The 24,649-nt window shown below is 74.0% G+C and carries 20 protein-coding genes; 15 read left to right on the forward strand and 5 right to left on the reverse strand.

Annotation, left to right across the window (positions count from 1 at the left end):
- Positions 1-76: 76 nt before the first annotated feature.
- Positions 77-757 carry a sensor domain-containing protein gene (locus tag GL263_RS02880; RefSeq protein WP_182853946.1) on the forward strand — a complete coding sequence of 227 codons (681 nt, stop codon included), beginning with the start codon at positions 77-79 and terminating at the stop codon, positions 755-757.
- Between the two features lie 157 nt (positions 758-914).
- Complete coding sequence (locus GL263_RS02885) at positions 915-3,719, forward strand: FAD-binding and (Fe-S)-binding domain-containing protein (RefSeq protein ID WP_182853947.1); 2,805 nt, start codon at positions 915-917, stop codon at positions 3,717-3,719.
- Positions 3,720-3,741: 22 nt separating this feature from the next.
- Here GL263_RS02885 and GL263_RS02890 read toward each other — a convergent pair whose 3' ends face one another.
- Positions 3,742-4,377: an SAM-dependent methyltransferase gene (locus GL263_RS02890; RefSeq protein WP_182853948.1), complete on the reverse strand. Its 636-nt coding sequence runs from the start codon at positions 4,375-4,377 to the stop codon at positions 3,742-3,744.
- A 125-nt stretch (positions 4,378-4,502) separates the two neighbouring features.
- Here GL263_RS02890 and GL263_RS02895 point away from each other — a divergent pair, with 125 nt between their 5' ends.
- Positions 4,503-5,075 (forward strand): helix-turn-helix domain-containing protein, encoded by a 573-nt coding sequence (locus GL263_RS02895; protein WP_182853949.1) that lies wholly within the window; start codon positions 4,503-4,505, stop codon positions 5,073-5,075.
- 27 nt (positions 5,076-5,102) lie between these two features.
- On the opposite strand, the gene GL263_RS02900 is transcribed toward GL263_RS02895, so the two are convergent.
- Positions 5,103-6,086, reverse strand: coding sequence for an NAD(P)/FAD-dependent oxidoreductase (locus GL263_RS02900; RefSeq protein WP_228456056.1), 984 nt, complete (start codon positions 6,084-6,086; stop codon positions 5,103-5,105).
- A 188-nt stretch (positions 6,087-6,274) separates the two neighbouring features.
- On the opposite strand from GL263_RS02900, the gene GL263_RS02905 reads away from it, so the two are divergent.
- The 6 genes from GL263_RS02905 (at position 6,275) to GL263_RS02930 (ending at position 14,129) form a co-directional block, all read left to right on the forward strand.
- A complete protein-coding gene (locus GL263_RS02905) occupies positions 6,275-7,954 on the forward strand; it encodes an acyclic terpene utilization AtuA family protein (protein WP_182853950.1) in 1,680 nt (559 codons plus the stop codon).
- Positions 7,951-9,549 (forward strand): acyl-CoA carboxylase subunit beta, encoded by a 1,599-nt coding sequence (locus GL263_RS02910; protein WP_182853951.1) that lies wholly within the window; start codon positions 7,951-7,953, stop codon positions 9,547-9,549. The genes GL263_RS02905 and GL263_RS02910 overlap by 4 nt, the downstream gene beginning before the upstream one ends.
- A 12-nt stretch (positions 9,550-9,561) precedes the next feature.
- On the forward strand, positions 9,562-11,487 hold the full coding sequence (locus GL263_RS02915; RefSeq protein WP_182853952.1) for an acetyl/propionyl/methylcrotonyl-CoA carboxylase subunit alpha: 1,926 nt from the start codon (positions 9,562-9,564) through the stop codon (positions 11,485-11,487).
- Positions 11,488-11,587: 100 nt separating this feature from the next.
- Positions 11,588-12,775 carry an acyl-CoA dehydrogenase family protein gene (locus tag GL263_RS02920; RefSeq protein WP_182853953.1) on the forward strand — a complete coding sequence of 396 codons (1,188 nt, stop codon included), beginning with the start codon at positions 11,588-11,590 and terminating at the stop codon, positions 12,773-12,775.
- A 41-nt stretch (positions 12,776-12,816) separates the two neighbouring features.
- Positions 12,817-13,557, forward strand: coding sequence for an enoyl-CoA hydratase family protein (locus GL263_RS02925; RefSeq protein WP_182853954.1), 741 nt, complete (start codon positions 12,817-12,819; stop codon positions 13,555-13,557).
- Positions 13,545-14,129 (forward strand): TetR/AcrR family transcriptional regulator, encoded by a 585-nt coding sequence (locus GL263_RS02930; RefSeq protein ID WP_182853955.1) that lies wholly within the window; start codon positions 13,545-13,547, stop codon positions 14,127-14,129. Before GL263_RS02925 ends, GL263_RS02930 begins: the two co-directional genes overlap by 13 nt.
- A gap of 45 nt (positions 14,130-14,174) precedes the next feature.
- Here the strand turns inward: GL263_RS02930 and GL263_RS02935 are convergent, their stop codons facing one another.
- Entirely contained in the window at positions 14,175-15,278 is a 1,104-nt protein-coding gene (locus tag GL263_RS02935; RefSeq protein WP_182853956.1) for a citrate synthase 2, read from the reverse strand.
- A gap of 421 nt (positions 15,279-15,699) precedes the next feature.
- Here GL263_RS02935 and pdxH point away from each other — a divergent pair, with 421 nt between their 5' ends.
- The 5 genes from pdxH (at position 15,700) to GL263_RS02960 (ending at position 21,194) form a co-directional block, all read left to right on the forward strand.
- On the forward strand, positions 15,700-16,326 hold the full coding sequence (gene pdxH / locus GL263_RS02940) for a pyridoxamine 5'-phosphate oxidase (protein WP_438947906.1): 627 nt from the start codon (positions 15,700-15,702) through the stop codon (positions 16,324-16,326).
- 194 nt (positions 16,327-16,520) lie between these two features.
- Positions 16,521-17,996: a PAS domain-containing protein gene (locus GL263_RS02945; RefSeq protein ID WP_182853958.1), complete on the forward strand. Its 1,476-nt coding sequence runs from the start codon at positions 16,521-16,523 to the stop codon at positions 17,994-17,996.
- Between the two features lie 105 nt (positions 17,997-18,101).
- Positions 18,102-18,854, forward strand: a complete 753-nt coding sequence (locus GL263_RS02950) for an SIS domain-containing protein (RefSeq protein WP_182853959.1) — start codon at positions 18,102-18,104, stop codon at positions 18,852-18,854.
- A gap of 81 nt (positions 18,855-18,935) precedes the next feature.
- The gene (locus GL263_RS02955; RefSeq protein WP_143649802.1) at positions 18,936-19,631 is read left to right on the forward strand and encodes an iron-dependent transcriptional repressor DtxR; all 696 of its coding nucleotides are present in this window, start codon (positions 18,936-18,938) and stop codon (positions 19,629-19,631) included.
- Between the two features lie 666 nt (positions 19,632-20,297).
- On the forward strand, positions 20,298-21,194 hold the full coding sequence (locus GL263_RS02960) for an alpha/beta fold hydrolase (RefSeq protein WP_182853960.1): 897 nt from the start codon (positions 20,298-20,300) through the stop codon (positions 21,192-21,194).
- A gap of 49 nt (positions 21,195-21,243) precedes the next feature.
- On the opposite strand, the gene GL263_RS02965 is transcribed toward GL263_RS02960, so the two are convergent.
- Positions 21,244-22,026, reverse strand: a complete 783-nt coding sequence (locus GL263_RS02965) for an SDR family oxidoreductase (RefSeq protein WP_182853961.1) — start codon at positions 22,024-22,026, stop codon at positions 21,244-21,246.
- A 93-nt stretch (positions 22,027-22,119) separates the two neighbouring features.
- Positions 22,120-22,803: a bifunctional DNA primase/polymerase gene (locus GL263_RS02970; protein ID WP_182853962.1), complete on the reverse strand. Its 684-nt coding sequence runs from the start codon at positions 22,801-22,803 to the stop codon at positions 22,120-22,122.
- A gap of 481 nt (positions 22,804-23,284) precedes the next feature.
- Here GL263_RS02970 and GL263_RS02975 point away from each other — a divergent pair.
- Positions 23,285-24,649, forward strand: a 1,365-nt coding sequence (locus GL263_RS02975; RefSeq protein WP_182853963.1) for an NsdA family TPR-like regulatory protein, incomplete at its 3' end; no start/stop codon positions are given.

Raw genomic sequence — 24,649 nt, forward strand, 5'->3', positions numbered from 1 at the left:
GGGTGGGGCTAGCCCCACCCGGCAACGGGTGGCCGGCCGGCTTCAGCCACGCGGCGGCCGGTGACAGCCTCGGGGTATGGCTGAGACCACCGCACTTGTCGGCACCGCACCGCACGTCCGCACCCGCGCCGATTCGCCCCCGGGGCGTTTCTGGCGCGACGTCGCCTACCTGCTCGCCGGGCTGCCGATCGGCGTCGTCGCCTTTGTGCTCGCGGTGACCGGCTTCACGCTCGGGGTGGGCACGGTGGTCGTCTGGATCGGGTTGCCGGTGCTGGTGGGGACGCTGGTCGTCGCGCGCTGGTTCGCGGCGACGGAACGCTGGAGGGTGGCGTCCACCACCGGCAGACCGCTGCCCGCGCCCGTCTACCGCCGGGTGGCCGGCGACGGGCCGGCGCGCCACCTTCGCGTGCTGCTCGACCCGCAGGCGTGGCGGGACCTGCTGCACATGGTGCTGGCCTTCCCGCTGCGGGTGGTCGGCTTTGTGGTGGCGACGGTGTGGACGATCGGCGGTTTCGGAGGGCTGACCTACGCGCTGTGGTCGTGGTCGCTGCCGCGGGGGGAGGACAACGTGGGGCTGGCGGAGTTGATGTTCGGCACCTCGTCGCGGCTCGCGGATGTCGGCGTGCACACGGGCATCGGCGTGGTGCTGCTGCTCACCGCCGTGCCGGCGCTGCGTGCCCTCACCGCGACGCAGGCGGGCCTCGCCCGGCTCCTGCTGACCGCGCCGGGCGCGGGCCCCACGTCCTCGGCCCGCTGACGCGGGCCTTCTCGCCGCCCCTCCGCCGCGCGCGGCGGCCGAGCGGCGCATCCGCGGTCCGCATCCGGAGGAGGAGCATGGAGTGCCGTTTCCGCTCGCGTAGCGCGGTCCGTGTGTGCTGTCGGCGCCGCCGGCCCGCAGGGTGCAGGGTGGAGGGATGGAGCTGGCAGCTGAGCTACGCAGGAGCGTGCGCGGGGACGTCGAGTTCGACGCGGCGAGCCGCGCGCTGATGACGATGGACGCGTCCAACTACCGGCGGGTGCCGGTGGGGGTGGTGGCGCCGCGTGACGCGGAGGACGTGGCGGCCGCGCTCGCGGTCTGCCGCGCGCACGACACGCCGGTGGTGCCGCGCGGCGGCGGCACCAGCATCGCCGGGCAGGCCACCGGAACCGGCGTGGTGCTGGACTTCACCCGGCACATGAACCGGATCGTCTCGCTCGAACCGGAGGCCGGCCGGGCGGTCGTCCAACCGGGCGTGGTGTGGGACGACCTCCGCCGGGCCGCCGCCCGCCACGGGCTGACCTTCGGTCCCGACCCCTCCACCCACAGCCGCTGCACGATCGGCGGCATGGTCGGCAACAACTCGTGCGGCTCGCACTCCGTCGCCTGGGGGACGACCGCCGACAACGTGCGTGCGCTCGACGTGCTCACCTACGGCGGCGAACGGGTGCGGCTCGCCCCAGGCGGCGACGACGTGCCGGCGGGCCTGCGCGACCCGGCCCGCGCGCTGGTGCGGGAGGAACTGGCCCGGCTGCGCACCGGCTTCCCCGACCTGCCTCGCCGCATCTCCGGCTACGCGCTGGACGAGCTGCTGCCGGAGAAGGGCGAGAACTGGGCGCGGGCGTTCACCGGCAGCGAGGGCACGCTCGGCGTGCTGACCGAGGCGACCGTCACCCTGGTCGAGCCGCCCGCCGCCCGGGTGCTGGCGGTGCTCGGCTACCCGGACGAGACGGCGGCGGCCGAGGCCGCGCCGCGGCTGCTGCGGTTCGGCCCGCTGACCGTGGAGGGCATGGCGGACGACCTGGTCAGCGACGCCGCCCGGCTGCTGCTGCCACGCGGCGGCGCCTGGCTGTTCGTGGAGGTCGGCGGGACGGACCCGGCCGCCGCCGAGGCCGCCGCCGACGAACTGCGCCGCGCGGCCGCCGACGGCGTCACCGACTCCACCGTGCTCACCGAGTCCGCCGCCCAACGGGCGCTGTGGCGGGTGCGGGAGGACGCCTCCGGCACGGCCACCCGGATGCCGGACGGCAGCGAGGCGTGGCCCGGTTGGGAGGACTGCGCCGTACCGCCGGCCAGACTCGGCGCCTACCTGCGGGACTTCCGCGCGCTGATGGCCGAGCACGGCCTGCGCGGACTGCCGTACGGGCACTTCGGCGACGGCTGCATCCACGTACGCATCGACTTCGATCTCCTCTCCCGCGACGGGGTGGCCCGTTTCCGCCGCTTCTCCACGGAGTTGGCGGACCTGGTCGTCGCGCACGGCGGCTCGCTGTCCGGCGAGCACGGCGACGGGCAGGCCAGGGCGGAGCTGCTCCCGGCCATGTACGGTCCCGAACTCGTCGGCCTCTTCGGCCGGTTCAAGGACCTGTGGGACCCGGCGGGCAGGCTGAACCCCGGCATCCTGGTCCGACCCGCCCGGCTCGACGACAACCTGCGCTTTGCCGTGCTGCCCAAGGAGCCGGTGGTCACCGAGTACGCCTACCCGCACGACGGCGGCGACTTCTCGGCGGCCGTGCGGCGCTGCGTGGGCGTCGCGAAGTGCCGCGACACCGCCGCCGGGCCGAACGTGATGTGCCCCTCGTTCCGGGCCACCGGCGAGGAACGGCACTCCACGCGCGGCCGGGCGCGGCTGCTGCACGAGATGCTGGCCGGCGAGGTGGTGACCGACGGCTGGCGCTCGCCCGAGGTGCTGGAAGCGCTTGACCTGTGCCTCTCCTGCAAGGGCTGCCGCAGCGACTGCCCCGTGGGTGTCGACATGGCGACCTACAAGGCGGAGTTCCTGCACCACCACTACAAGGGCCGGCGCCGGCCGGCCGCCCACCACAGCATGGGCGGCCTGCCGCGCTGGCTGCGGCTGGCGGACGCCCTGCGTGCGGCGCCGGCGCTGAACGCGGCGGCGGGCGTGCCGCCGCTGGCCGCGCTCGCCAAGCGGCTCGGCGGCATCGCGCCCGAACGTGCGATCCCACCGCTGGCGCCCGTGCCGTTCACCCGGTGGTGGCGGGCGCAGCCGGACCGCCGCCGTCAGCCGGACGGCGGGAGGGTGGCGCTCTGGCCCGACACCTTCACCAACTACCTCTCACCCGAGGCCGGTTCGGCGGCCGTGGCGGTGCTGAACGACGCGGGGCTGGGGATCGCGGTGCCGCCGCGGCAGGTCTGCTGCGGACTGACGTACGTCTCCACCGGCCAACTCGACCGGGCGCGCGCGACGATGCGCCGCACACTCGACCGGATGGAACCGGCGATCCGCGCGGAGCTGCCCGTCACGGTCCTGGAACCGCCGTGCGCCGCCGCCCTCCGCACCGACCTGCCCGAACTGCTGCCGGACGACCCGCGGGCCCGGCAACTCGCGCGTCTGGTCAGGACGTTCGCGGAGACCATCGAGCTGTACGCGCCGGACTGGGAGCCGCCGCGCGTCGACCGCCCGGTGACCGGCCAGACCCACTGCCACCAGCACGCCGTCCTCGGCGACGCCGCCGAGCGGCGGCTGCGCGAACGAGCGGGCCTGCAAGGCGACTTGGTGGCAGGCTGCTGCGGCTTGGCGGGCAACTTCGGTTTCGAGAAGGGGCACTTCGAGGTCTCGAAGGCCTGTGCGGAGGACGTCCTGCTGCCGGCGGTGCGGGCTGCCGACTCCTCGGCGGTGGTCCTCGCGGACGGCTACTCCTGCCGCACGCAGCTGGGCCAGCTCGCCGACGTCCGCAGCCGACACCTCGCCGAGGTCCTTGCCGAGCATCTTCCGCGCTGAACGCCGGAGTGCCAGATGCCGGTCAGGGGGTGCGGCGGAGGGCGAGGATGTTGTCGGTGACGGTCGCGGTCTGGCCCTGCGGGCCGGTGGCGACGCGCTGCGGTGCGTGGCAGCGCTCGACGTGCCAGCCGTCGTCCTCCAGTTCCAGGGAGGCGAGGACCTGCTCGGGGGTGGGGAAGCGGACGTCCTCGCCGGTCTGCCAGGACCAGGGGGCGACCGAGGCGTGCTCCACGATGACCAGCAGGCCGCTGTCGGCCACGGACTCGGCGGCGCGGCGCAGCACCCGGGTGCGGGGGATGTCCAGCGGCGTGTGGAAGTAGGCGGCGCTGACCAGGTCGAAGCGGCCCGTGGGGAAGGTTTCGGCCAGGTCGTGACGTGCCGGGTGGACGCGGTCGGCCACGCCGCGGTCCCGGGCCCCCTCGGCGACCCGGTCGAGCGCGGTCCGGGAGACGTCGACGGCGGTGACGTCCCAGCCGTGGGCGGCGAGCCAGAGCGCGTCGCCGCCGTGGCCGCAGCCCAGGTCCAGTGCGGTGCCGGGGGTGGGGGCGAGGGTGGCGAGTACGTCTTCCAGGACGGCGTTGGGCTTTGTTCCGAGTCGGGCATCGAGGCCGGAGTAGTGGTTCTCCCAGAACGTCGTCGAGTCGGTGTGGGTGCGCATGGGTGCGGCTCCTTGGCTGTTCCGAGTGAGGGTGGGCGGGGCGACGGCGTCGGCCCGCTGTGTCGACGGTGCGCCCCGGGGCCCACCGGTTGCAAAGGTTCTTGCCGATTCGGCAAGCTGGGGAGATGCACGGGACGAGCAAGGACGTTTTGGAGGCGGTCGGGCCCCGGTTGCGCGAGCTTCGGCGGCGACGCGGCTTCACCCTGGCCGACCTCTCCGCGCGGACCGGGATCAACGAGAGCACGCTGTCCCGGCTCGAAGGCGGGCAGCGCAAGCCGACCCTGGAACTGCTGCTGCCGCTCGCCGAGGTCTACGCCGTACCGCTGGACCACCTGGTGGGCGCGCCCCGAACCGGGGACCCGCGCATCCACCTGCGTCCGGTGACCCGGGACGGCCTGACCTATGTGCCGCTCAGCCAGCCCGGCGGCGTGCAGGCGCACAAGCTCCTCATCCCGCCCAGGCCCGAGGTGGAGCCGGAGTTGGCGACGCACGAGGGCTTCGAGTGGCTGTACGTGCTGGCCGGCCGGCTGCGTCTGCTGCTGGGAGACCAGCGCCTGGTGCTGAAGCCGGGCGAGGCCGCCGAGTTCGACACCCACGTGCCGCACTGGCTCGGCCCCGACGACAACCGTGCCGTCGAACTCCTCGTCCTCTTCGGGCATCAGGGTGAGCGGGCCCACCTCAGGGCCCGCACCCCCTGAGCTCCCGCCGCCAGGGCGGGCGGCACCTCACCCCGCGGCCGTCCTGCGGGAGACGGCGGCCTCGGTTTCGGCCATGACCAGGTCCCGGTGGACGGCGGCGGCCGCCGTGATGCCGGCAGCCATGGCGACCGGGACACCCGCCATCAGGTCGGTGACGTTGCCGGCTGCCCACACGCCGGGTACGCCGGTGAAGCCCGACGCGTCGACCTGGAGATGCTCTCCCACTCCCATGGGGTGTTCCCGGACCGTCACGCCGAGGTCGTCGAGGAAGCCGGTGCGGGCGACGGACCGCGGGGTGACCACCAGTTCCCGCACCGGCACCACGACTCCCGACGCCAGCCGTGCTCCGGCGAGCCGGTCGGCTTCGTCGATCTCCAGGCCCGTGACCTCGCCGTCGACCACGGCGACGCCCAGCGCGGCGAGTTGCTCCCACTGCTCTTCCGTGAGCTCCGGGCCGGTGTGCCGGAACAGCGTGACGTCGTCGGACATCCGGCTGAACAGCTGTGCCTGGTGGAAGGTGCCCAGGACGCCGATCGCCTGGTCGCGCGCCTCCCACCCGTGGCAGTACACGCAGTGCAGTACGTCGCGGCCCCACCGCTCGGCCAGTCCGGGCACGGCGGGCAGCTCGTCGACCAGGCCGGCGGTCACCAGGAGCCTGCGGGCCCGCACCCGGTGTCCGTCCTCGGTGGTGACCGCGAACGCCGTGTCGTCCCGGTGGACGCCGGTGACCCGGCCCGGGACGACCCGGCCGCCGTAGGAGCTGACCTCCTCGCGTCCCCGCCGCAGCAGTTCCAGCGGGGAGATCCCGTCGCGGCCGAGGATTCCGTGGACGCCGGCGTCCACGGCCGGGGCGTTGCGGGGCTCGCCCGAGTCGATCACGAGCACCGACCGGCGGACGCGGGCCAGGTTGAGGGCGGCGGAGAGGCCGGCCGCACCGCCGCCGACCACCACGACGTCCCAGGTGCGGTCGCCGGCTTCTGTCATGCCGAAGGTCATGTCGAAGTTGTCCATGCCGCCCACCGTGCGGCTGGTCTGCGGCGGATCGCAAAAAGTGATGCTGTTTCGGCAACTCCGTGGCCCTAAGTGAGTCAGGGCTGAGGGAGGGAACAGGCCGTTGCCAGCGAAAAACATGCAGGCGTGCTTGATTGTTCCTGGCGGGCGTGCCACGCTGACGCCGACTCCAACAAGGGAGGACCGGCGTGCTCCGCATCGGGAACGCCTCCGGCTTCTACGGCGACCGCTTCGACGCCCTCGCCGAGATGCTCACCGGGGGACCGCTCGACGTCCTGACCGGCGACTACCTGGCCGAGCTGACCATGCTCATCCTCGGTCGGGACCGGCTGAAGGACCCGTCCCGCGGCTACGCGAAGACGTATCCGCGACAGCTGGAACACGGTCTGCGGCTGGCACACGAGCGCGGCGTCCGGCTGGTCAGCAACGCCGGCGGGCTCAACCCTGCCGGACTCGCCGAAGCCGTACGCGAGTTGGCGCGACGCCTCGGTGTGCCGGTCCGGGTGGCGCACGTCGAAGGGGACGACCTCAGCGGGCGGGACTGGGGCGCCGGCGTGCTCACCGCCAACGCCTACCTCGGCGGCGCCGGCATCGCCGCCTGCCTGCGGGAGGGCGCGGACGTGGTGATCACCGGAAGGGTCTGCGACGCCGCGCTGGTCAGCGGCGCCGCCGCCGCACACCACGGCTGGGCGGACGACGACTGGGACGCGCTCGCCGGGGCCACCGCCGCCGGGCACGTCCTGGAGTGCGGCACCCAGGCGACCGGCGGCAACTACGCCTTTCTCGACGAGATATCCGACCCCCTCCGCCCCGGCTTCCCGCTCGCCGAGATCCACGCCGACGGCAGCAGCGTCATCACCAAGCACCCGGGAACGGGCGGTGCGGTGACCGTCGGCACGGTCACCGCCCAACTCCTCTACGAGACGGACGGCGCGCGCTACCTCGGTCCCGACGTCACCACGCGGCTCGACACCGTGCGGCTCGACCAGCAGGGCGCGGACCGGGTGCGGATCAGCGGGGTGCGCGGCGAGGCACCGCCGCCGACGCTGAAGGTCGGGCTGACCCGGCTCGGCGGTCACCGCAACGAGGTGGTCTTCGTCCTCACGGGACTGGACGTCGAGCGCAAGGCCGAGCTGGTGAAGGCGCAGCTCTGCGACGCCCTGCGGGGACGTGAACCGGCAGAGATGCGCTGGACGTTGGCGCGCACCGACCACCGCGACGCCGCCGGGCAGGAGGAGGCGAGCGCCCTGCTGAGGCTCGTGGTGCGCGACAGCGACGCCGAACGGGTCGGACGGGCGGTCGGCGCGGCGGCGGTGGAGCTGGCGCTGGCGAGCTACCCCGGCTTCCACCTCACGGCGCCGCCGGGGAACGCCGCGCCCTACGGCGTCTTCGCGAGCGCGTACGTGCCGGCGGCGGACGTTCCGCACACCGCCGTGCTGCCAGGCGGGCGGCGGCAGCCCGTGGCGCCCCCGTCGAAGACGCTTGTCCCCGAGTCCGTCCCCGAGCCGCCGCTGCCCGCGCCGCCCCCGTCCGGGCCCACCCGTCGGGCGCCGCTCGGCCTGGTGGCCGGGGCCCGCAGCGGCGACAAGGGCGGGAACGCCAACCTCGGCGTGTGGGCGCGCGACGAACCGGGCTGGCGCTGGCTCGCCCACACCCTCACCGTCGCCAGGCTGCGCGAACTGCTGCCGGAGACCGCCGAACTGCCTGTCACCAGGCACGTGTTGCCGAACCTTCGGGCGCTGAACTTCGTCATCGAGGGCCTGCTCGGCGAGGGCGTCGCCAGCCAGGCCCGCTTCGACCCGCAGGCCAAGGCGCTGGGCGAGTGGCTGCGGGCCCGCGAACTGGACGTCCCGGAGGAGCTGTTGTGACCGTCCTGCCCACCGCGCTCGACACCGGCGGCCCCGAGTACACGGCCAACCGCGCGGCGATGCTCGACAAGCTGGCCGAACTCGCCGCCGAGCACGGCAAGGCGCTCTCCGGTGGCGGAGAGAAGTATGTCCGCCGCCACCGGGACCGGGGGAAGCTGCCGGCCAGGGAGCGGATCGAGCTGCTGCTCGACCCGGACACCCCGTTCCTCGAACTCTCCCCGCTCGCCGGCTGGGGCAGCGACTACACCGTGGGCGCCTCCCTGGTCACCGGCATCGGCGTGGTGGAGGGCGTGGAGTGCCTGGTCACCGCCAACGACCCGACCGTGCGCGGCGGCGCCAGCAACCCGTGGACCCTCCGCAAGGCGCTGCGCGCCAACGAGATCGCCTTCGCCAACCGGCTGCCGGTGATCTCCCTGGTGGAGTCCGGCGGCGCCGACCTGCCCAGCCAGAAGGAGATCTTCATACCCGGCGGCGCGCTGTTCCGGGACCTCACCCGGCTGTCCGAGGCCGGCATCCCGACCATCGCCGTCGTCTTCGGCAACTCCACGGCGGGCGGCGCCTACGTGCCCGGCATGTCGGACCACGTCATCATGGTGAGGGAACGCTCCAAGGTGTTCCTCGGCGGGCCGCCGCTGGTGCGGATGGCCACCGGCGAGGAGGCCGACGACGAGGAGCTGGGCGGAGCGGAGATGCACGCCGCCACGTCCGGCCTCGCCGACCACCTCGCGGAGGACGAGCCGGACGCCCTGCACCGGGCCCGCCGCGTCGTCGCCCGCCTCAACTGGCGGAAGGCACAGCCCGATCCGCCGCCCGCCGAGCCACCGAGGCACGACCCGGAGGAGCTGCTGGGCGTGGTCCCCGGCGACCTGCGGACACCGTTCGACCCCCGCGAGGTGATCGGCCGGATCGTCGACGACTCGGACTTCGACGAGTTCAAGCCGCGCTACGGCACCAGCCTCGTCACCGGCTGGGCCGCGCTGCACGGCTACCCCGTCGGGGTGCTCGCCAACGCGCGCGGCGTGCTGTTCAGCGAGGAGTCGCAGAAGGCCACGCAGTTCATCCAGCTCGCCAACCAGCGGGACGTGCCGCTGCTGTTCCTGCACAACACCACCGGTTACATGGTCGGCACCGAGTACGAGCAGGGCGGCATCATCAAGCACGGCGCGATGATGATCAACGCCGTCTCCAACTCGAAGGTGCCGCATCTGTCGGTGCTGCTGGGCGCCTCTTACGGCGCCGGGCACTACGGCATGTGCGGCCGCGCCTACGACCCCCGGTTCCTGTTCGCCTGGCCGAGCGCCAAGTCGGCGGTGATGGGCCCGCAGCAGCTCGCCGGGGTGCTGTCGATCGTGATGCGCGAGTCCGCCGCCGCGAAGGGGCATCCCTACGACGAGGACGCGGACGCCGCCCTCCGCGCGATGGTGGAGCAGCAGATCGAGGCGGAGTCGCTGCCGATGTTCCTCTCCGGGCGGCTCTACGACGACGGCGTCATCGACCCCAGGGACACCAGGACCGTGCTCGGACTCTGCCTGTCCGCGATCCACACCGCGCCCGTCGCCGGCGCGCGCGGCGGCTTCGGCGTCTTCCGGATGTGAGGGGCGAACGTGATGACGATCCACAGTCTGCTGGTCGCCAACCGCGGCGAGATCGCGCGGCGCATCTTCCGCACCTGCCGTGAACTGGGCGTGCGCACCGTCGCCGTGTACTCCGACGCGGACGCCGACGCCGCGCACGCCAGGGAGGCCGACGCCGCCGTCCGCCTGCCGGGCGACGCTCCCGCCGACACCTACCTCCGGCCCGAGCTGCTGGTGGACGCCGCGCTGGCGGCGGACGCCGACGCGGTCCACCCCGGGTACGGCTTCCTCTCCGAGAACGCCGACTTCGCCCGGCGCGTGCTGGACGCCGGGCTGGTGTGGGTCGGCCCCACCCCGGCGGCGATGGAGGCCATGGCCGTCAAGACCCGCGCCAAGGAGCTGATGCGCGAGGCGGGCGTGCCGCTGCTCGAACCTCTCGCGCCGGAGAAGGCCGCCTCCGCCGACCTGCCGCTGCTGGTCAAGGCGGCCGCCGGCGGCGGCGGACGCGGCATGCGCGTCGTCCGCGAAATCGACTCGCTGCAGGCCGAGTTGGCGGCGGCGACCCGGGAGGCCGCGGCCGCGTTCGGGGACGGCGAGGTCTTCGTCGAGCCGTACGTGGAGCGCGGCCGGCACGTCGAGGTGCAGGTGCTCGCCGACCATCACGGCACGGTGTGGACGCTGGGCACCCGGGACTGCTCGGTGCAGCGCCGCCACCAGAAGGTCATCGAGGAGGCACCCGCGCCCGGGCTCAGCGACGAGCAGCGGAAGACGCTCGCGGACGCGGCGGAACGGGCCGCGCGTGCCGTCGGCTACACCGGCGCCGGGACCGTCGAGTTCCTGCTCGACGGCGAGGGCCGGCCGTACTTCCTGGAGATGAACACCCGCCTCCAGGTCGAGCACCCCGTCACCGAGGCCGTGTACGGCGTCGACCTGGTGGCGCTGCAACTACGCGTGGCCGAGGGTGAGCGGCTTCCCGCGCGGCCGCCGGAGGCTCACGGGCACGCCGTCGAGGCACGGCTGTACGCGGAGGACCCGGCCGCCGGCTGGCGGCCGCAGACCGGCGTGGTGCACCGCCTCACGCTTCCCCGACTGCCCGATGTCCGCCTGGACTCCGCCGTCAACGACGGGGACACCGTCACCGCCCACTACGACCCGATGCTCGCCAAGGTGATCGCCTGGGCGCCCGACCGGGCCGCGGCCGTACGCAGGCTCGCCGACTGCCTGGACCGCGCCCACGTGCACGGCCCCGTCACCAACCGGGAGCTGCTCGTCCGCACCCTCCGCCACCCCGAGTTCGCCGCCGGCCGCATGGACACCGGCTTCTACGACCGCCACCTGCCGGAACTCGCCGGGACCCGGCCCGCCGGCCGCACGCTCGCGGCGCTGGTCGCCGCCGTGGCCGACGCGGCGGGCCGCTCCCGGTTCGGCGGCTTCCGCAACCTGCGCTCGGCGCCGCAGCACAAGCGCTACCGCGCCGAGCCGGACGGCGAGGAACTGGAGGTCGCCTACCACCTCGACCGGGGCGGGCTGCACGCAGCAGCGCACCCCGCCGTGCGGCTGCTGAGCCACACACCGGTCCGGGTCGTGCTGGAAGTGGAAGGTGTACGGCGGGGGTTCGACGTCGCACGGTACGGCGACCGGGTGTACGTCGACGGCGCGACCGGGTCCTGGGCGCTCACCGCGCTGCCGCGCTTTCCCGAGCGCGCCGCCGAGGTCGAGCCGGGCTCGCTGCTGGCACCCATGCCCGGCACCGTCACCCGGATCGCCGACGGCCTCGCGGTGGGCGACGCCGTGACCGCCGGCCAGCCGCTGCTGTGGCTGGAGGCGATGAAGATGGAACACCAGGTCCGGGCGCCCGCCGCCGGAACACTCACCAGGCTCGACGTCCGTCCCGGCAGCCAGGTCGAGGTCGGCGCACTGCTGGCCGTTGTTGTCGGCGAGCCGCCGGCCGGGGCGTGAACGGCCCGCGCACCGCACCACCGTCCGTGCACCGCGGCCACCGCCCGCGAACGTTCCACCGCCCGCGCACCGCCGTCCCGAACCGAAGGAGCCCGACGCCATGACCGAAGCGCCTGCGACATCCGCCGGCCAGGCCCTGCTGGAGACCACCGAGCAGCGCGACCTGCGCGCCGCCGTGGCCGCCCTCGGCGCCCGGTACGGCCGCGCCTACTTCCAGCGCGTGACCGCCGAGGGCAAGCACACCGACGAACTGTGGCGCGAGGCCGGCAAGCTCGGCTACCTCGGCGTCAACCTCCCCGAGCAGTACGGCGGAGGCGGCCAGGGCGTCACCGAACTCGCGATCGTGCTGGAGGAGTTGGGGGCCGCCGGGTGTCCACTGCTGATGCTGGTGGTGTCGCCGGCGATCTGCGGGACGGTCATCGCCCGCTTCGGCACGGACGAGCAGCGCGCCCACTGGCTTCCCGGACTCGCCGACGGCAGCCGGAAGATGGCGTTCGGCATCACCGAGCCCGACGCCGGCTCCAACTCGCACCGCATCACCACCACCGCGCGACGCGACGGCACGGACTGGCTGCTCACCGGCCGCAAGGTCTTCATCTCGGGTGTCGACATCGCCGACGCCACGCTCATCGTCGGACGCACCGAGGACGCCCGCACCGGTCGGCTCAAGCCGTGTCTGTTCATCGTCGACCGCGACACCCCCGGCTTTCAGCGGCACCCGATCCCGATGGAACTCCAGGCCCCCGAGAAGCAGTTCGAGCTGGTCCTCGACGACGTCCGGCTGCCGGCGGACGCCCTGGTGGGGGAGGAGGACGCCGGGCTGCTCCAGCTCTTCGCCGGCCTCAACCCCGAGCGGATCATGACCGCCGCGTTCGCGCTCGGCATGGGCCGGTACGCGCTGGGCCAGGCCGTCGACTACGCCCGGACCCGCACGGTGTGGCAGCAGCCCATCGGCGCCCACCAGGCCGTCGCCCACCCGCTGGCGCAGGCGCACATCGAGCTGGAACTGGCCGGGCTGATGACCCGCAAGGCCGCCCAGCTCTACGACGCGGGCGACGACGTCGGCGCCGGCGAGGCCGCCAACATGGCCAAGTACGCGGCCGCGGAGGCCGGTTTGAAGGCCGTCGACCAGGCAGTGCACACCCTCGGAGGCAACGGCCTCACCACCGAGTACGGCCTGGCGGCCCTGCTCAACGCCGCCCGGGTGGCCCGCATCGCGCCCGTCAGCAGGGAGATGATCCTCAACTACGTCTCCCACTCGTCCCTCGGCCTGCCCAAGTCCTACTGAGCCGCAGCCCGACTCCTCCCAGCGGAAGGCAGGACACCACCATGACCGCACCCGTCCGGCGCGCCGACGAGCGCGGCGTCCGCACCCTCACCCTCGACTCCCCGGCCAACCGCAACGCGCTGTCCAGCACCCTGATGCGCGCGCTCACCGAGGAGTTGACGGCGGCGGGCGAGGCGCCCGAGGTGCGGGCGGTGGTGCTCACCCACACCGGCAACACCTTCTGCGCCGGCGCCGACCTCACCGACCCGGCGGCCACCCCGGCCGCCCTGGTCGAACTGCTGCGCACCCTGGTGGAGCTGCCCAAACCGGTCGCCGCCCGCGTCGACGGGCACGCGCGCGGCGGCGGGCTCGGCCTCGTCGGCGCCTGCGACGTGGCCGTCGCCGGAGCGGCGTCCCGGTTCGCCTTCAGCGAGGTGCGCATCGGGGTCGCCCCGGCGGTGATCTCGCTCCCGCTGCTGCCCCGCCTGGAACCCCGCGCGGCCTCCCGCTACTACCTCACCGGGGAGGTCTTCGACGCCGAACAGGCCACCAGGGCCGGCCTGCTCACCGACTGGCACACCGACGTCGACACCGCGCTGGAACCCGTCACCGACGCCTGGCGCCGCTGCGCGCCCGGCGCGCTCACCGAGGCCAAACGCCTGGTCACCGCCGAGGTGCGGCGGACCTTCGAACGGGACGCCGATAGTCTCGTGGCACTGTCCGCGCGGCTCTTCGGCACCGCCGAGGCCCGCGAGGGCATGACGGCCTTCCTCGAACGACGGGATCCACCTTGGGCGCGGTGACCACTCCCAAACAGGACCGCAGCCGGCTCACCCGGGCCCGGCTGCTGGAGTCCGCGGTGACGTGCCTGGCCGAACGCGGCTGGTCGGGCAGCACGGTCAGCGTCGTCGCCGAACACGCCGGCGTCTCGCGCGGCGCCGCGCAGCACCACTTCCCGACCCGGGAGGACCTGTTCACGGCCGCCGTCGAGTACGTCGCCGAGGAACGCTCGGCGGCGCTGCGGCGGCTGCCGCGCCCCGCCGGCACCCGCGAGGCGGTGGCCACGCTTGTCGGCCTGTTCACCGGGCCGCTGTTCCGCGCCGCCCTGCACCTGTGGGTGGCCGCCTCGAACGAGCCGCAGCTCGGCGACCGGGTCACCGCGCTGGAGGCGCGCATCGGCCGCGAGACCCACCGCATGGCCGTCGAACTGCTCGGCGCCGACGAGAGCCGGCCGGGCGTGCGGGAGACCGTGCAGGGCCTGCTGGACATGGCCCGCGGCCTGGGGCTGGCCAACCTGCTCACCGACGACGAGGCCCGCCGGGAGCGCGTCGTCGCCCAGTGGGCCGCGATCGTCCGCGCCCAGCTGGCGGACTGACGCAGACGGGGTCCCGGGAGGCACCCCGCCGCGCCAGTCGTGCGCTCAGCGCAGGGTGATCTCGTCGAAGCCGTCCAGCTCGCGCGGGTCGCGCGAGCCCGGGCCGATGTAGCGGGCGGAGGGGCGCACCAGCCGGCCCGTCCGCTTCTGCTCCAGGATGTGCGCCGACCAGCCGGCCGTGCGGGCGCAGGTGAACATTGAGGTGAACATGTGCGCCGGGACCTCGGCGAAGTCCAGGACGATGGCCGCCCAGAACTCGACGTTCGTCGCCAGCACCCGGTCCGGGCGACGCGCCTGCAGCTCCGCCAGCGCCGCCTTCTCCAGCGCCTCGGCGACCTCGAAGCGCGGCGCGCCCAGCTCCTTGGCGGTCCGCCGCAGCACCCGGGCCCGGGGGTCCTCGGCGCGGTAGACGCGGTGGCCGAAGCCCATCAGCCGCTCGCCCTTGTCGAGCTGCCGCTTGACGTACGCGGTGGCGTCGCCCTCGCGCTCGATCTCCTCGATCATGCCGAGCACCCGGGAGGGCGCGCCGCCGTGCAGCGGGCCCGACATGGCGCCGACCGCGCCGGACAGCGCCGCGGCGACGTCCGCGCCGGTGGAGGCGATGACCCGGGCGGTGAACGTCGAGGCGTTCATGCCGTGCTCGGCGGCCGACGTCCAGTAGGCGTCGACGGCCTTGACGTGCTTGGGGTCGGGCTCGCCGCGCCAGCGGCGCATGAAGCGCTCGACGACCGTCTCCGCCTTGTCGATCTCCCGCTGCGGCACCATCGGCAGGCCCTGGCCGCGGGCGGACTGGGCGACGTAGGACAGCGCCATGACGGCGGCGCGCGCCAGGTCGTCACGCGCCTGCTTCTCGTCGATGTCCAGCAGCGGTTTCAGACCCCACACCGGCGCCAGCATCGCGAGCGCCGACTGCACGTCGACCCGGATGTCGCCGGAGTGCACCGGGATCGGGAACGGCTCGGCCGGCGGCAGGCCCGGCTTGAAGCCGCCGTCCACCAGCAGGCCCCAGACGTTGCCGAAGGACACCCGGCCGACCAGGTCCTCGATGTCCACTCCTCGGTAGCGGAGCGAGCCGCCCTCCTTGTCGGGTTCGGCGATCTCCGTCTCGAACGCGACGACTCCTTCGAGTCCGGGTACGAAGTCGGACATCAGGCGGCTCCTTCAGGTCAGCTTTCGGCGTCGTCCGGCAGCCGCGAGGTCGGAGGCGGTGGCCGGCGCTTGGCCGTGATCCGGGGGTGGCCCTGTTCGGGCCGACGGGCGGGGCGGGGTCACCCGGCCCGGGCGGTGGCAAACGATAGTGCGTGCTGTGCCGACACGACATCGTTCCCACCGGTGATTTTGGCGTTTTCGTCACATGCGCGGAAGCGTGATGAGCGGCACACTGCGCCGATCCCGCCCCGCAGGTGTACGGAGCACCTGGAACGGGCAGACTCGCCCACCGGTGGGGAAGGCGATGCTGCAAGATATGCCCGTGTCCCAGTCAGACGAGACCCACGCAGCCGCCCCCGTCGACATCACCGCTGACTCCCCCGAGGCGCACCGCGCCCGCCGGGAACTCGACCCCGCCACGATGCGCGCCCGCTACCGCGCCAAGGGGCTCCTGGAGAAGGACCTCGCCGACGATCCCGTCGAGCAGTTCGACCGCTGGTTCCACCACGCCGCGGAGAGCGGACTGCACGAACCGAACGCGATGGTCCTGTCCACGGCCGACGCCCACGGCCGGCCCAGCTCGCGGACCGTCCTGCTCAAGCAGTACGGCACCGACGGCTTTGTCTTCTTCACCAACTACGGTTCCCGCAAGGGCCGGGAGATCGCCGAGAACCCGTACGTCTCGCTGCTCTTCCCCTGGCACGGCATCGCCCGCCAGGTGATCGTCACCGGCCGCGCCACACCGGTCGGCCGGGCCGAGACCATCGCCTACTTCCGCTCCCGCCCGCACGGCTCCAAGCTGGGCTGCTGGGCCAGCGAGCAGTCCTCCACGGTCGCCTCCCGCGAGGAGCTGGACGCCCTCTACGCCGGGCTGGCCGCCCGTTACCCCGAGGGCGAGGAGGACGTGCCGGCCCCGCCGCAGTGGGGCGGCTACCGGGTGGTGCACGAGACGGTGGAGTTCTGGCAGGGCCGGGAGAACCGGCTGCACGACCGGCTGCGCTACCGCCGCACCGAGGCCGGCTGGACGGTGGAACGCCTCTGCCCCTGAGCCTCTGCCCTCGGCTCCTGCGTCGGCGCCGCTCCCGGCCTGTCCCGGCCGGGTCACCGTCGTGCCGTCCGCGTCTCGGGCCCGCAACGATTTGGCCGAAGAGACTGTGTCTCAGGTCACCTTGGCGTTGAATGATCGGGTGTGTCCTCACCGCCGCTCGGCGGTGGGGCGGCAGTGTCGAGCGGGGGTGCCGGATGGCTGCTCAACCCGAAACCCAACCCGAGGCCCAGCCCGGCTCCGGAACCGGGGCCGGACCCGGGGCCGGAACCGGCGACCGGACGGGGGCCCCACCCGCGTCCCCGCCGGGGGCCGGTGAGGCCCGGACACCGGCGGGGGCGGGCGACGAGGTGCTGCTCGCCGCCCTGCTGGACGGCATGGACGCGGCCCTGTGCGCCTTCGACGCCGACGGGGTCGTCACCCACTGGAACCGCGAGGCCGAACGCATCCTCGGCTGGTCCGCGCGGGACGCCGTCGGCCGGCGCGGGCTGGGCGGCTGGGCCGTGCGCAGCGCCGACGCCGACGAGGTCGCCGCCACACTGCTGGGCGCGATGCGCTCACCGGGCCGCCGGGTGCACGAGTTCGCGCTGGTCACCAAGGACGGCCGGCGGGTGCTGGTGCGCACCCAGTCCGCCGGGGTGCGGGACGCCGACGGCCGCCCGGCCGGCCTGTACTGCGCGTTCAGCGAGGTGCACACCCAGATCGACCTGGAACGTTCCATCGCGCTGAGCGAGGCGCTGCTGGGCAACGGCTCGTGGGGCGTACTGATCATCGACGCCGACCTCCGTCCCGCGGTCGCCAACACCCGTGCCGTGCGCACCGTCCGCATGGGCCGCGCGGCCCTGCTCGGCCGACCGCTCGGCGACGTGCTCGACCAGGGCGTGGAGGAGGTCGAGAGCGCCCTGCAGCACGTGCTCGCCGAGGGCCCCTCGCCAGCCCCCGCCGATCTGTGGGTGTCACTGCGCGCCGGCGGCGACCACGGGAACGACACGCTCTCCCCGGCCGGCCCCGGTGCCGGCCCGTCCCGCCGCCGCTGCCTGCGCAGCGGCTTCGTCCGCCTCGCCTCGCCGCTGGCCGAGGAGCCGGTGCCGCTCGGCGTCGCCTGGATCTTCCAGGACGTCACGGAGGCCAAACTGGCCGAGCAGCGGGCCACCAGGACCCGCTTCCGGGACGGCCAGCTGAACCGCGCGGCGCGCGCGGCGGCCGACTGCGAGGACCCGATGGAGGGCGCCGGGCTCTACCTGGAGTTCACGCTGGCCGGCTTCGCCGACCACGCCCTGCTCGACCTGTGCGCGGGCGACCGGCTGGTGCGGGCCGCGCACAGCCCGGCGCCGCCGCCGGGGCACGGCGCGCCGTGCCCGCTGAGCGGCATCCCGCTGCCGTACGGGGAGACCCATCCCGCCGCGCAGGCCGTCGACCGCGGCGGCTCGCTGCGCACCAGCGTCGGCGGCACGCCGATCCCCGGCTGGGCCGAGGCACGCGGTTGGCCGGCCGACACCGCGCACGGACTCTGCTCGGTCCTGCGCAGCCGGGGCCGCACGCTGGGCGTGCTCACCTATCTGCGCGGCGCCTCCCGGCTGCCGTTCGACCAGGCCGACACCCGGTACGCCGAGGACGTCGCCGCCCGGGTCGCCGCCGCCGTCGACCTGGCGAGGGCCACGGGCGACCGCTGAGGCGCAGCCCGGCCGCGGAGTGCCGCGGCCGGCGGGAACTCTCGGCCGGCTTCCCCTCGCCCGTTTGCTTGAACGAGTGTGGTCCAGACCACTAACGTGAGCCGGATGAGCGAGAACGAGCTTGCCGACCGGTTCTTCGACCGCGCCATCGAACTGCTCGCCCTGGTGCGGGACGAGGAGGCGGAGCCGATCTCGCGGGCCGCCGCGCTGGTCGCCGAGCGTGTCGCCGCCGGCGGGCGGGTCTTCGCCTACGGCGCCGGCCACTCGGCGCTCGCCGCCCAGGACCTGGTGTACCGCGCGGGCGGCCTGGCGGTGGTCAACCTGCTGCCGGTCCCCGGCGCGGTCGGGGTGGAGGCGCCGGCCACCCTCGGCAGCGCCCTGGAGCGCGTCGACGGGCTGGCCACCGCGGTGCTCGACCACAGTCCGGCGCGCGCCGGGGACGTGCTGATCGTCATCTCCCTCTCCGGCCGCAACGCGCTGCCGGTGGAGATGGCCCGGCACGCCCGCGAGTGCGGGTTGCACGTCATCGGCGTGACCTCGCTCGCGTACGCCGTCGGCACGACCTCCCGCCACTCCTCGGGCACCTTCCTCAAGGACCACTGCGACGTGGTGCTCGACAACCACGTACCCGTCGGCGACACCGTCCTGACGAGCCCCGACATCCCGGCGCCCTTCGCGCCCGCCTCCACGGTGGTGATCAGCGCGCTGCTCCAGGCGGTGATCGCGGCGGCCGCCGGGGAGCTGGCGGCGCGCGGCGTGGAGCCGCCGCTGCTGCGCTCGGGCAACGTGGACGGCGGCACGGAGTGGAACGAGCGGGTCCTGGCGGAGAACGCGGACCGCGTCTTCTACCGGCGCTGAGCCGGCATGCGCGGCGCCCGCTGTCGGTGCCATGCGTCAGAATTGTGTGAGGGCCACCGCACGAGCTGACGAGGGGCACGCATGTCCGGACTCATCGACACCACCGAGATGTACCTCCGCACCATCCTGGAGCTGGAGGAGGAAGGCGTTGTCCCCATGCGCGCCCGCATCGCGGAACGCCTCGACCAGAGCGGGCCCACGGTCAGCCAGACGGTCGCGCGCATGGAGCGCGACGGGCTGGTGCGGGTGGCCGGCGACCGCCACCTGGAGCTGACCGCCGAGGGAAGGACGCTCGCCACCCGGGTGATGCGCAAGCACCGGCTGGCGGAATGCCTGCTCGTCGACGTGATCGGCCTGGAGTGGGAGCAGGTGCACGCCGAGGCCTGCCGCTGGGAGCACGTGATGAGCGAGGCCGTCGAGCGGCGCGTGCTGGAGCTGCTGCGGCACCCGACGGAGTCCCCGTACGGCAACCCGATCCCCGGTCTGGACGAGCTGGGCGAGAAGGGCGAGGCCGACCCCTTCCTCGACGACGCGATGGTCAGCCTGGCCGACCTGGAGACCGACGGGGACAGCAAGACGGTGGTGGTGCGCCGTATCGGCGAGCCGATCCAGACGGACGCGCAGCTGATGTACACGCTGCGGCGCGCCGGGGTGCAGCCGGGGTCGGTCGTCACGGTGACGGCCGGCGCGGGCGGCGGTGTGCAGGTGGGCAGCGGCGGGGAGAGCGCCGAACTCCTCCCGGAGGTCGCCTCCCACGTCTTTGTCGCCAAGCGCTGACCCCGGGCCGCCGGTGGGCGTGCTGGTGGGCCGCGCCGGTCCGGTGTGCTGGTGGGGCGCGTTGACGTGTCACGCGGAGTGCCGCGCACCGGCTGAACGCGCCCGAGCGGCGCGATTGTACGGTCAATCTTGCGCCACTCTGGCGTAGTTGGCGGGAAATCACACTATCCCGGCCCATGGCGTGCCACCCTGTCGCTGGGGTCGCTGGGCGCATATGCGGCGGGAGGGTGCCATGGTCGACGACCGGCTGACCGGCTGTGCGGCGCGGGCCCCGGCGGTGACCGCCGGGGCTCCGCTCTACCGTGCCCCCTCCTGCGGCGGTACGGAACCCCGAGCTCTCCGGACCGCCTTCCCTTCCGGGCGCGCCGCACCTTCCTCCGCCACCTCCCTCCCGTGTGCCCGGTGTCGCGTGCGCCCGTCCCCGACCCATGTCTTTCCTCGCCGGGGTCGGCCAACCCGGGAGCGGTGTCACTCGAACGAGGGGTATTCCCGCGCGCGACCCTTTGTTCGAATGGAGGTTCGATACCGTGCTGGTATCGGGTCCCTGGTATCGGGTCCTCGCCCGGTTCCGCGTGCCGGGTCCGGGCGGATCTGACGCGGCGGCTCTGGTCGGGGCCTGTCGGATCGCCTACAACGGAACGGAAAAGGGCTGGGGGTGCCGGCGGCATGATGCGGCGGACGGATGTCACGGGGCTGGGCGGAGTGCGGCTGGCGGCCTGGGAGTTCGGTGATCCACCGAAGGACGGCGCACCGGGCGGGCTGGTCGGCGGGCCGGCCGGCGCGGATGAACGACACGCCAGCGGCGTGCTGTTGCTGCACGGCCTGATGGGGCGCGCCTCGCACTGGGCGCGTACCGCGCGGCGGCTCTCCGCCCGCTACCGCGCCGTCGCGCTCGACCAGCGCGGCCACGGCCGCAGCGACAAGCCCGTCGAAGGGCCCTACGACCGGGACGCGTTCGTGGCGGACGCCGAGGCGGCCGTCGAGCAGCTCGCCCTCGGTCCCGTCGCGCTGATCGGGCACGCCATGGGGGCCCTGACGGCCTGGCAGCTCGCCGCCCGCCGCCCGGACCTGGTGCGGGCCGTGGTCATCGCCGACATGCGCGCCTCCGCACTCGGGGAGCGGTCGCAGCGCGAATGGGAGAGCTGGTTCCGCTCCTGGCCGCTGCCGTTCGCCACGCTGGGCGACGTCCGAAGATGGTTCGGCGAGGAGGACCCGATCCTGGAGCGGCCGAGCCGGGCGCGCGGCGAGTTCTACGCCGAGGTGATGGCCGAGCGGTCGGACGGCTGGCGCCCCGTCTTCTCCCGCCGTCAGATGCTCACGGCGCGGGAGACGTGGGTGCACGACGCGCACTGGGAGGAGCTGACGCAGGTCCGCTGCCCGACCCTTGTCATCCGTGGCCTCGACGGCGAACTCGGCCGTGCGGAGGCGCAGGAGATGGTGCGGGTCCTGCCGAGGGGCCGCTACGCGGAGGTGGACGGCGCCGGCCACCTCATCCACTACGACCAACCGGACGTCTGGCAGGACGCCGTGGAGTGCTTCCTCCACGAGGTGATGCCGGGCTGACGCGCCGGGGGCCGGGTGGCCGGCTGCCCGGTGCCTCAGGCCAGGCCGCTCAGACCAGGCCGCCGTTGCTCATCAGCAGCTGGCCGTTGACCCACTGCCCTTCGGGTGAGCAGAGGAAGTCCACGAGGTGGGCGGTGTCGCGGGGCGTGCCCAGACGCCCGAGCGGAGTCTGCCCGGCCAGCTGCTCCCGCAGCCCGTCGTCCATCCAACCGGTGTCGACCGGGCCGGGGTTGATCACGTTGGCCGTGACGCCGAGGTGCGCGAGCTCCCGCGCCGCCGCCAGGGTGATGCGGTCCAGCGCGCCCTTGCTCGCGCCGTACGGCAGGTTGCCCGCGGTGTGGTCACTGGTCAGGGCGACGATCCGGCCGGCGCCGTGCCCTCCCGCGTACCGCAGTCCGTACTCGCGGACCAGCAGCCAGCTCGCCCGGGCGTTGACGGCGAAGTGCCGGTCGAAGCTCTCCACGGTGGTGTCGAGCAGACCGGAGTCGACGGACTCCGCGTGGCACATGACCAGCGCGGTGACACCGCCGAGCCGCCGCCCGACCTCGTCGAAGACACGGGCCGGGGCCCCGGGATCGGTGAGGTCCGCCTCGACGGCGACGGTCGCCGCCCCCCGCCCGGCCAGCGTCGCGGTGACGCGGTCCGCCGCGTCCTCCTCGGCACCCCAGGGCATGCGGGTGTCGTAGGCCCGCCAGTAGGTGAAGGCGACGTCCCAGCCGGAGGCGGCCAGTCGTTCGGCGATGCCCGCGCCGATGCCGACCGTCCGGCCCACCCCGGTCACCAGGGCGACCGGACGGCCGGCGGGGCGGTGCGCGTGGGTTGGTTCGGTCATGGCGACCGATCATGCTGCGGTGCCCGCCGGCGGGGCAACCGACTTACCGGGCGGTGGCGGGGGCGCGTCATCCGCCGCCGCCCGGTGGGGCGTTCAGTGGCCGCGGGCCGCGGCGGCCTCACGACCGCACGCGTACGCGAGCTGCGGGATGACCTCCTCGGCGTCCGGGAGCCAGCGGTTGACGGCGTTCGGCTGCCGCACCCACTGGACGGAGCCGCGTGCCCCCACCCTGGTCGGCGGCGCGGCCACCCAACCGCCTTCGCCGTGGGTCGTCAGGTCGATCGCGCCGGGCGACCAGCCCTGGTTGCGGATCAGGTCGGGGACCTTGGCCGCCGCGCCGGGCAGCACGAAGAAGAGCATGCGCCCGTAGGGGGTGCAGGCGACCGGGCCCATGCCCAGGCCCATCCGCTCCATCCGGGCGAGAGCGAGGCAGCCGGCGATCTCGGGGACGTCGACGGCGTCGAAGCTCCGTCCGGTCGGCAGCAGCACCGAGGCGGCGGGCTGCTGCTCCCACATGCGCCGGGCGGCGGTGGCGCTGCCGGTGGCCTGACCCGGCCAGGACGCGTCACGGGGGTGCGCCCCCGGCGCTTCACAGCGCACGACACCGCACGTGCACCTCGGTACGCCGTCCACGGTTTCCAGCCAGGTGCCCGGGAACACGTCCCAGGCCCGCTCCTTGGCGTAGCGGACGGCGTGCTCCAGCATGCCCACACCGTCGCGCTGAGCGGGAATCTGCGGCGTTGTCGTGCCCTCTGAGGTGGCCTCGCGGGCTCCCATGGTCTCTTCCACGCCCTTGACAACTGCGGCCGGGGGCGGGGGTTACGGCTGCAAAAACCTTCCCGCTGTGGCGGATTCCCCGGCGTGTCGCTCACTGTGGGTTCCAGCCCTGGCCCGGCCTGGTGTGGCACGGGGGTTGCGCCTCACCCGCCGCAGGGCGCACGGGTGCATCGCGGGGGGCGCGCGCGTGGCGAGCGCCCCTGTGGATGGGTAGCCACATGCCCGGGTCGCACGGAAAGTCGAAGATCACCCGCGAGGGGGAGGAAAGGCGGTGTCTTTACCACTCTTGGGTTGAGACAAAACCTTCCTCATGATTCACACTGTTCACATCTTTCACAAGGTTTGGGGGGTTCACACCTTTCACAGCCTTCGGTGCGTTTGGGTCGTTTCCGCTGGGCAGAGTTAGCGCAGCCCGAGCGGCGGCAGACGCCGGTCGCGCCACCCATGCCGTCCGCCACCACCAGCGAGGGAGAGACGTCACATGGCCGCCAGGCCGCTCATCGCACGCCAGCCGAACGAGAGGCTCGGCGCTCTCATCCAGGAGGCCGGCTGCTCCAACGCCGGACTGGCCCGCCGGGTCAACCTGGTCGGCGCCGAACACGGCATCGACCTGCGCTACGACAAGACGTCCGTCGCCCGCTGGCTCCGCGGACAGCAGCCACGCGGCCGGGCCCCCGCCGTCGTCGCCGAAGCGCTGGGCCGCAAGCTCGGACGCACCGTCACCGTCGACGAGATCGGCATGGCCAACGGCAGCAGCGTCGCCACCGGAGTCGGGCTCGGCTTCGCCACCGGCCTCCCCGCCGCCGTCGACCAGGTCTGCGAACTGTGGCGCAGCGACGTCGGCCAACGCGACTTCCTCACCAGCCGCTCGGTGGCCGCCTCCGCACTCGTCGAGCCCAGCCGCGACTGGCTCATCAGCCCCCCGGACCAGGCCGTCGCCCGCAACGGCGGCCCCCGCGTCGGCCGATCCGACGTCACCGCCATCGAGGAGACCACCGCCGCCCTCTCCGCACTCGACCACCGCTTCGGCAGCGGCCACCTCCGCCCGGTCGTCGTCCACTACCTCAACAGCGTCGTCTCCGGGCTGCTCACCGGCTCCTACCGAGACACGGTCGGCCGGGAGCTCTTCGGCGCGGCCGCCCGGTTGACCGAACTGGCCGGCTACATGGCCGTGGACAACGGCCAACCGGGGCTCGCCCAGCGCTACTACATCCAGGCCCTCAGACTGGCCCAGGCCGCCGGCGACCGCGCCTACGGCGGCTACGTGCTCGCCGCGAGCATGAGCCACCTCGCCGGCGAACTCGGCAGCCCGCGCGAGATCGCCCAACTCGCGCGCGCCGCCCAGGAAGGCGCCAAAGGGCGGGTGACCCCCCGCACCGAGGCGATGTTCCACGCCGCCGAGGCGCGGGGACACGCGCAACTCGGCGACTCCCGGGCCTGCCAACTCGCCGCCGGGCGGGCGCTCACGGCGTACGAACGCGCCCAGACCGCCACCGACGCCGGCGACGACCCACCCTGGATCAGCCACTTCGACGCCGGCTACCTCGCCGACGAACTCGCCCACTGCCACCGGGACCTCGAACAGCCCGAACCCGCCGCGAGACGCGCCGAGGAAGCGCTGGCCGCCCACCCCGAGAAACGCGCCCGCCGCAGGGCCATCGACCTGCTGCTCCTCGCGGACGCGCGCCTACGGCGGCGCGACGTCGAACACGCCTGCCACGCGGCCGGCCAGGCCGTCGAACTACTCGGCGGACTGCGGTCGGGGCGCGGCCACGACTACCTGTCCGCGTTCCGCGAGCGGCTCGTGCCCTACGCCGACACCGGCCCGGCCCGCGCCTTCACCGCA

Source organism: Streptomyces durbertensis, assembly GCF_014156695.1.
GTDB lineage: Bacteria > Actinomycetota > Actinomycetes > Streptomycetales > Streptomycetaceae > Streptomyces > Streptomyces durbertensis.

Coding starts and splice junctions, on each gene's coding strand:
- GL263_RS02890 (WP_182853948.1), bottom strand. CDS start 4,377: ATGCGCACCCACACCGACTCGACGACGTTCTGGGAGAACCACTACTCC.
- GL263_RS02900 (WP_228456056.1), bottom strand. CDS start 6,086: ATGGACAACTTCGACATGACCTTCGGCATGACAGAAGCCGGCGACCGC.
- GL263_RS02945 (WP_182853958.1), top strand. CDS start 16,521: ATGGCTGCTCAACCCGAAACCCAACCCGAGGCCCAGCCCGGCTCCGGA.
- GL263_RS02965 (WP_182853961.1), bottom strand. CDS start 22,026: ATGACCGAACCAACCCACGCGCACCGCCCCGCCGGCCGTCCGGTCGCC.
- GL263_RS02950 (WP_182853959.1), top strand. CDS start 18,102: ATGAGCGAGAACGAGCTTGCCGACCGGTTCTTCGACCGCGCCATCGAA.
- GL263_RS02925 (WP_182853954.1), top strand. CDS start 12,817: ATGACCGCACCCGTCCGGCGCGCCGACGAGCGCGGCGTCCGCACCCTC.
- GL263_RS02960 (WP_182853960.1), top strand. CDS start 20,298: ATGATGCGGCGGACGGATGTCACGGGGCTGGGCGGAGTGCGGCTGGCG.
- GL263_RS02955 (WP_143649802.1), top strand. CDS start 18,936: ATGTCCGGACTCATCGACACCACCGAGATGTACCTCCGCACCATCCTG.
- GL263_RS02880 (WP_182853946.1), top strand. CDS start 77: ATGGCTGAGACCACCGCACTTGTCGGCACCGCACCGCACGTCCGCACC.
- GL263_RS02895 (WP_182853949.1), top strand. CDS start 4,503: ATGCACGGGACGAGCAAGGACGTTTTGGAGGCGGTCGGGCCCCGGTTG.
- GL263_RS02915 (WP_182853952.1), top strand. CDS start 9,562: ATGACGATCCACAGTCTGCTGGTCGCCAACCGCGGCGAGATCGCGCGG.
- GL263_RS02920 (WP_182853953.1), top strand. CDS start 11,588: ATGACCGAAGCGCCTGCGACATCCGCCGGCCAGGCCCTGCTGGAGACC.
- GL263_RS02935 (WP_182853956.1), bottom strand. CDS start 15,278: ATGTCCGACTTCGTACCCGGACTCGAAGGAGTCGTCGCGTTCGAGACG.
- GL263_RS02885 (WP_182853947.1), top strand. CDS start 915: ATGGAGCTGGCAGCTGAGCTACGCAGGAGCGTGCGCGGGGACGTCGAG.
- pdxH (WP_438947906.1), top strand. CDS start 15,700: ATGCGCGCCCGCTACCGCGCCAAGGGGCTCCTGGAGAAGGACCTCGCC.
- GL263_RS02970 (WP_182853962.1), bottom strand. CDS start 22,803: ATGGGAGCCCGCGAGGCCACCTCAGAGGGCACGACAACGCCGCAGATT.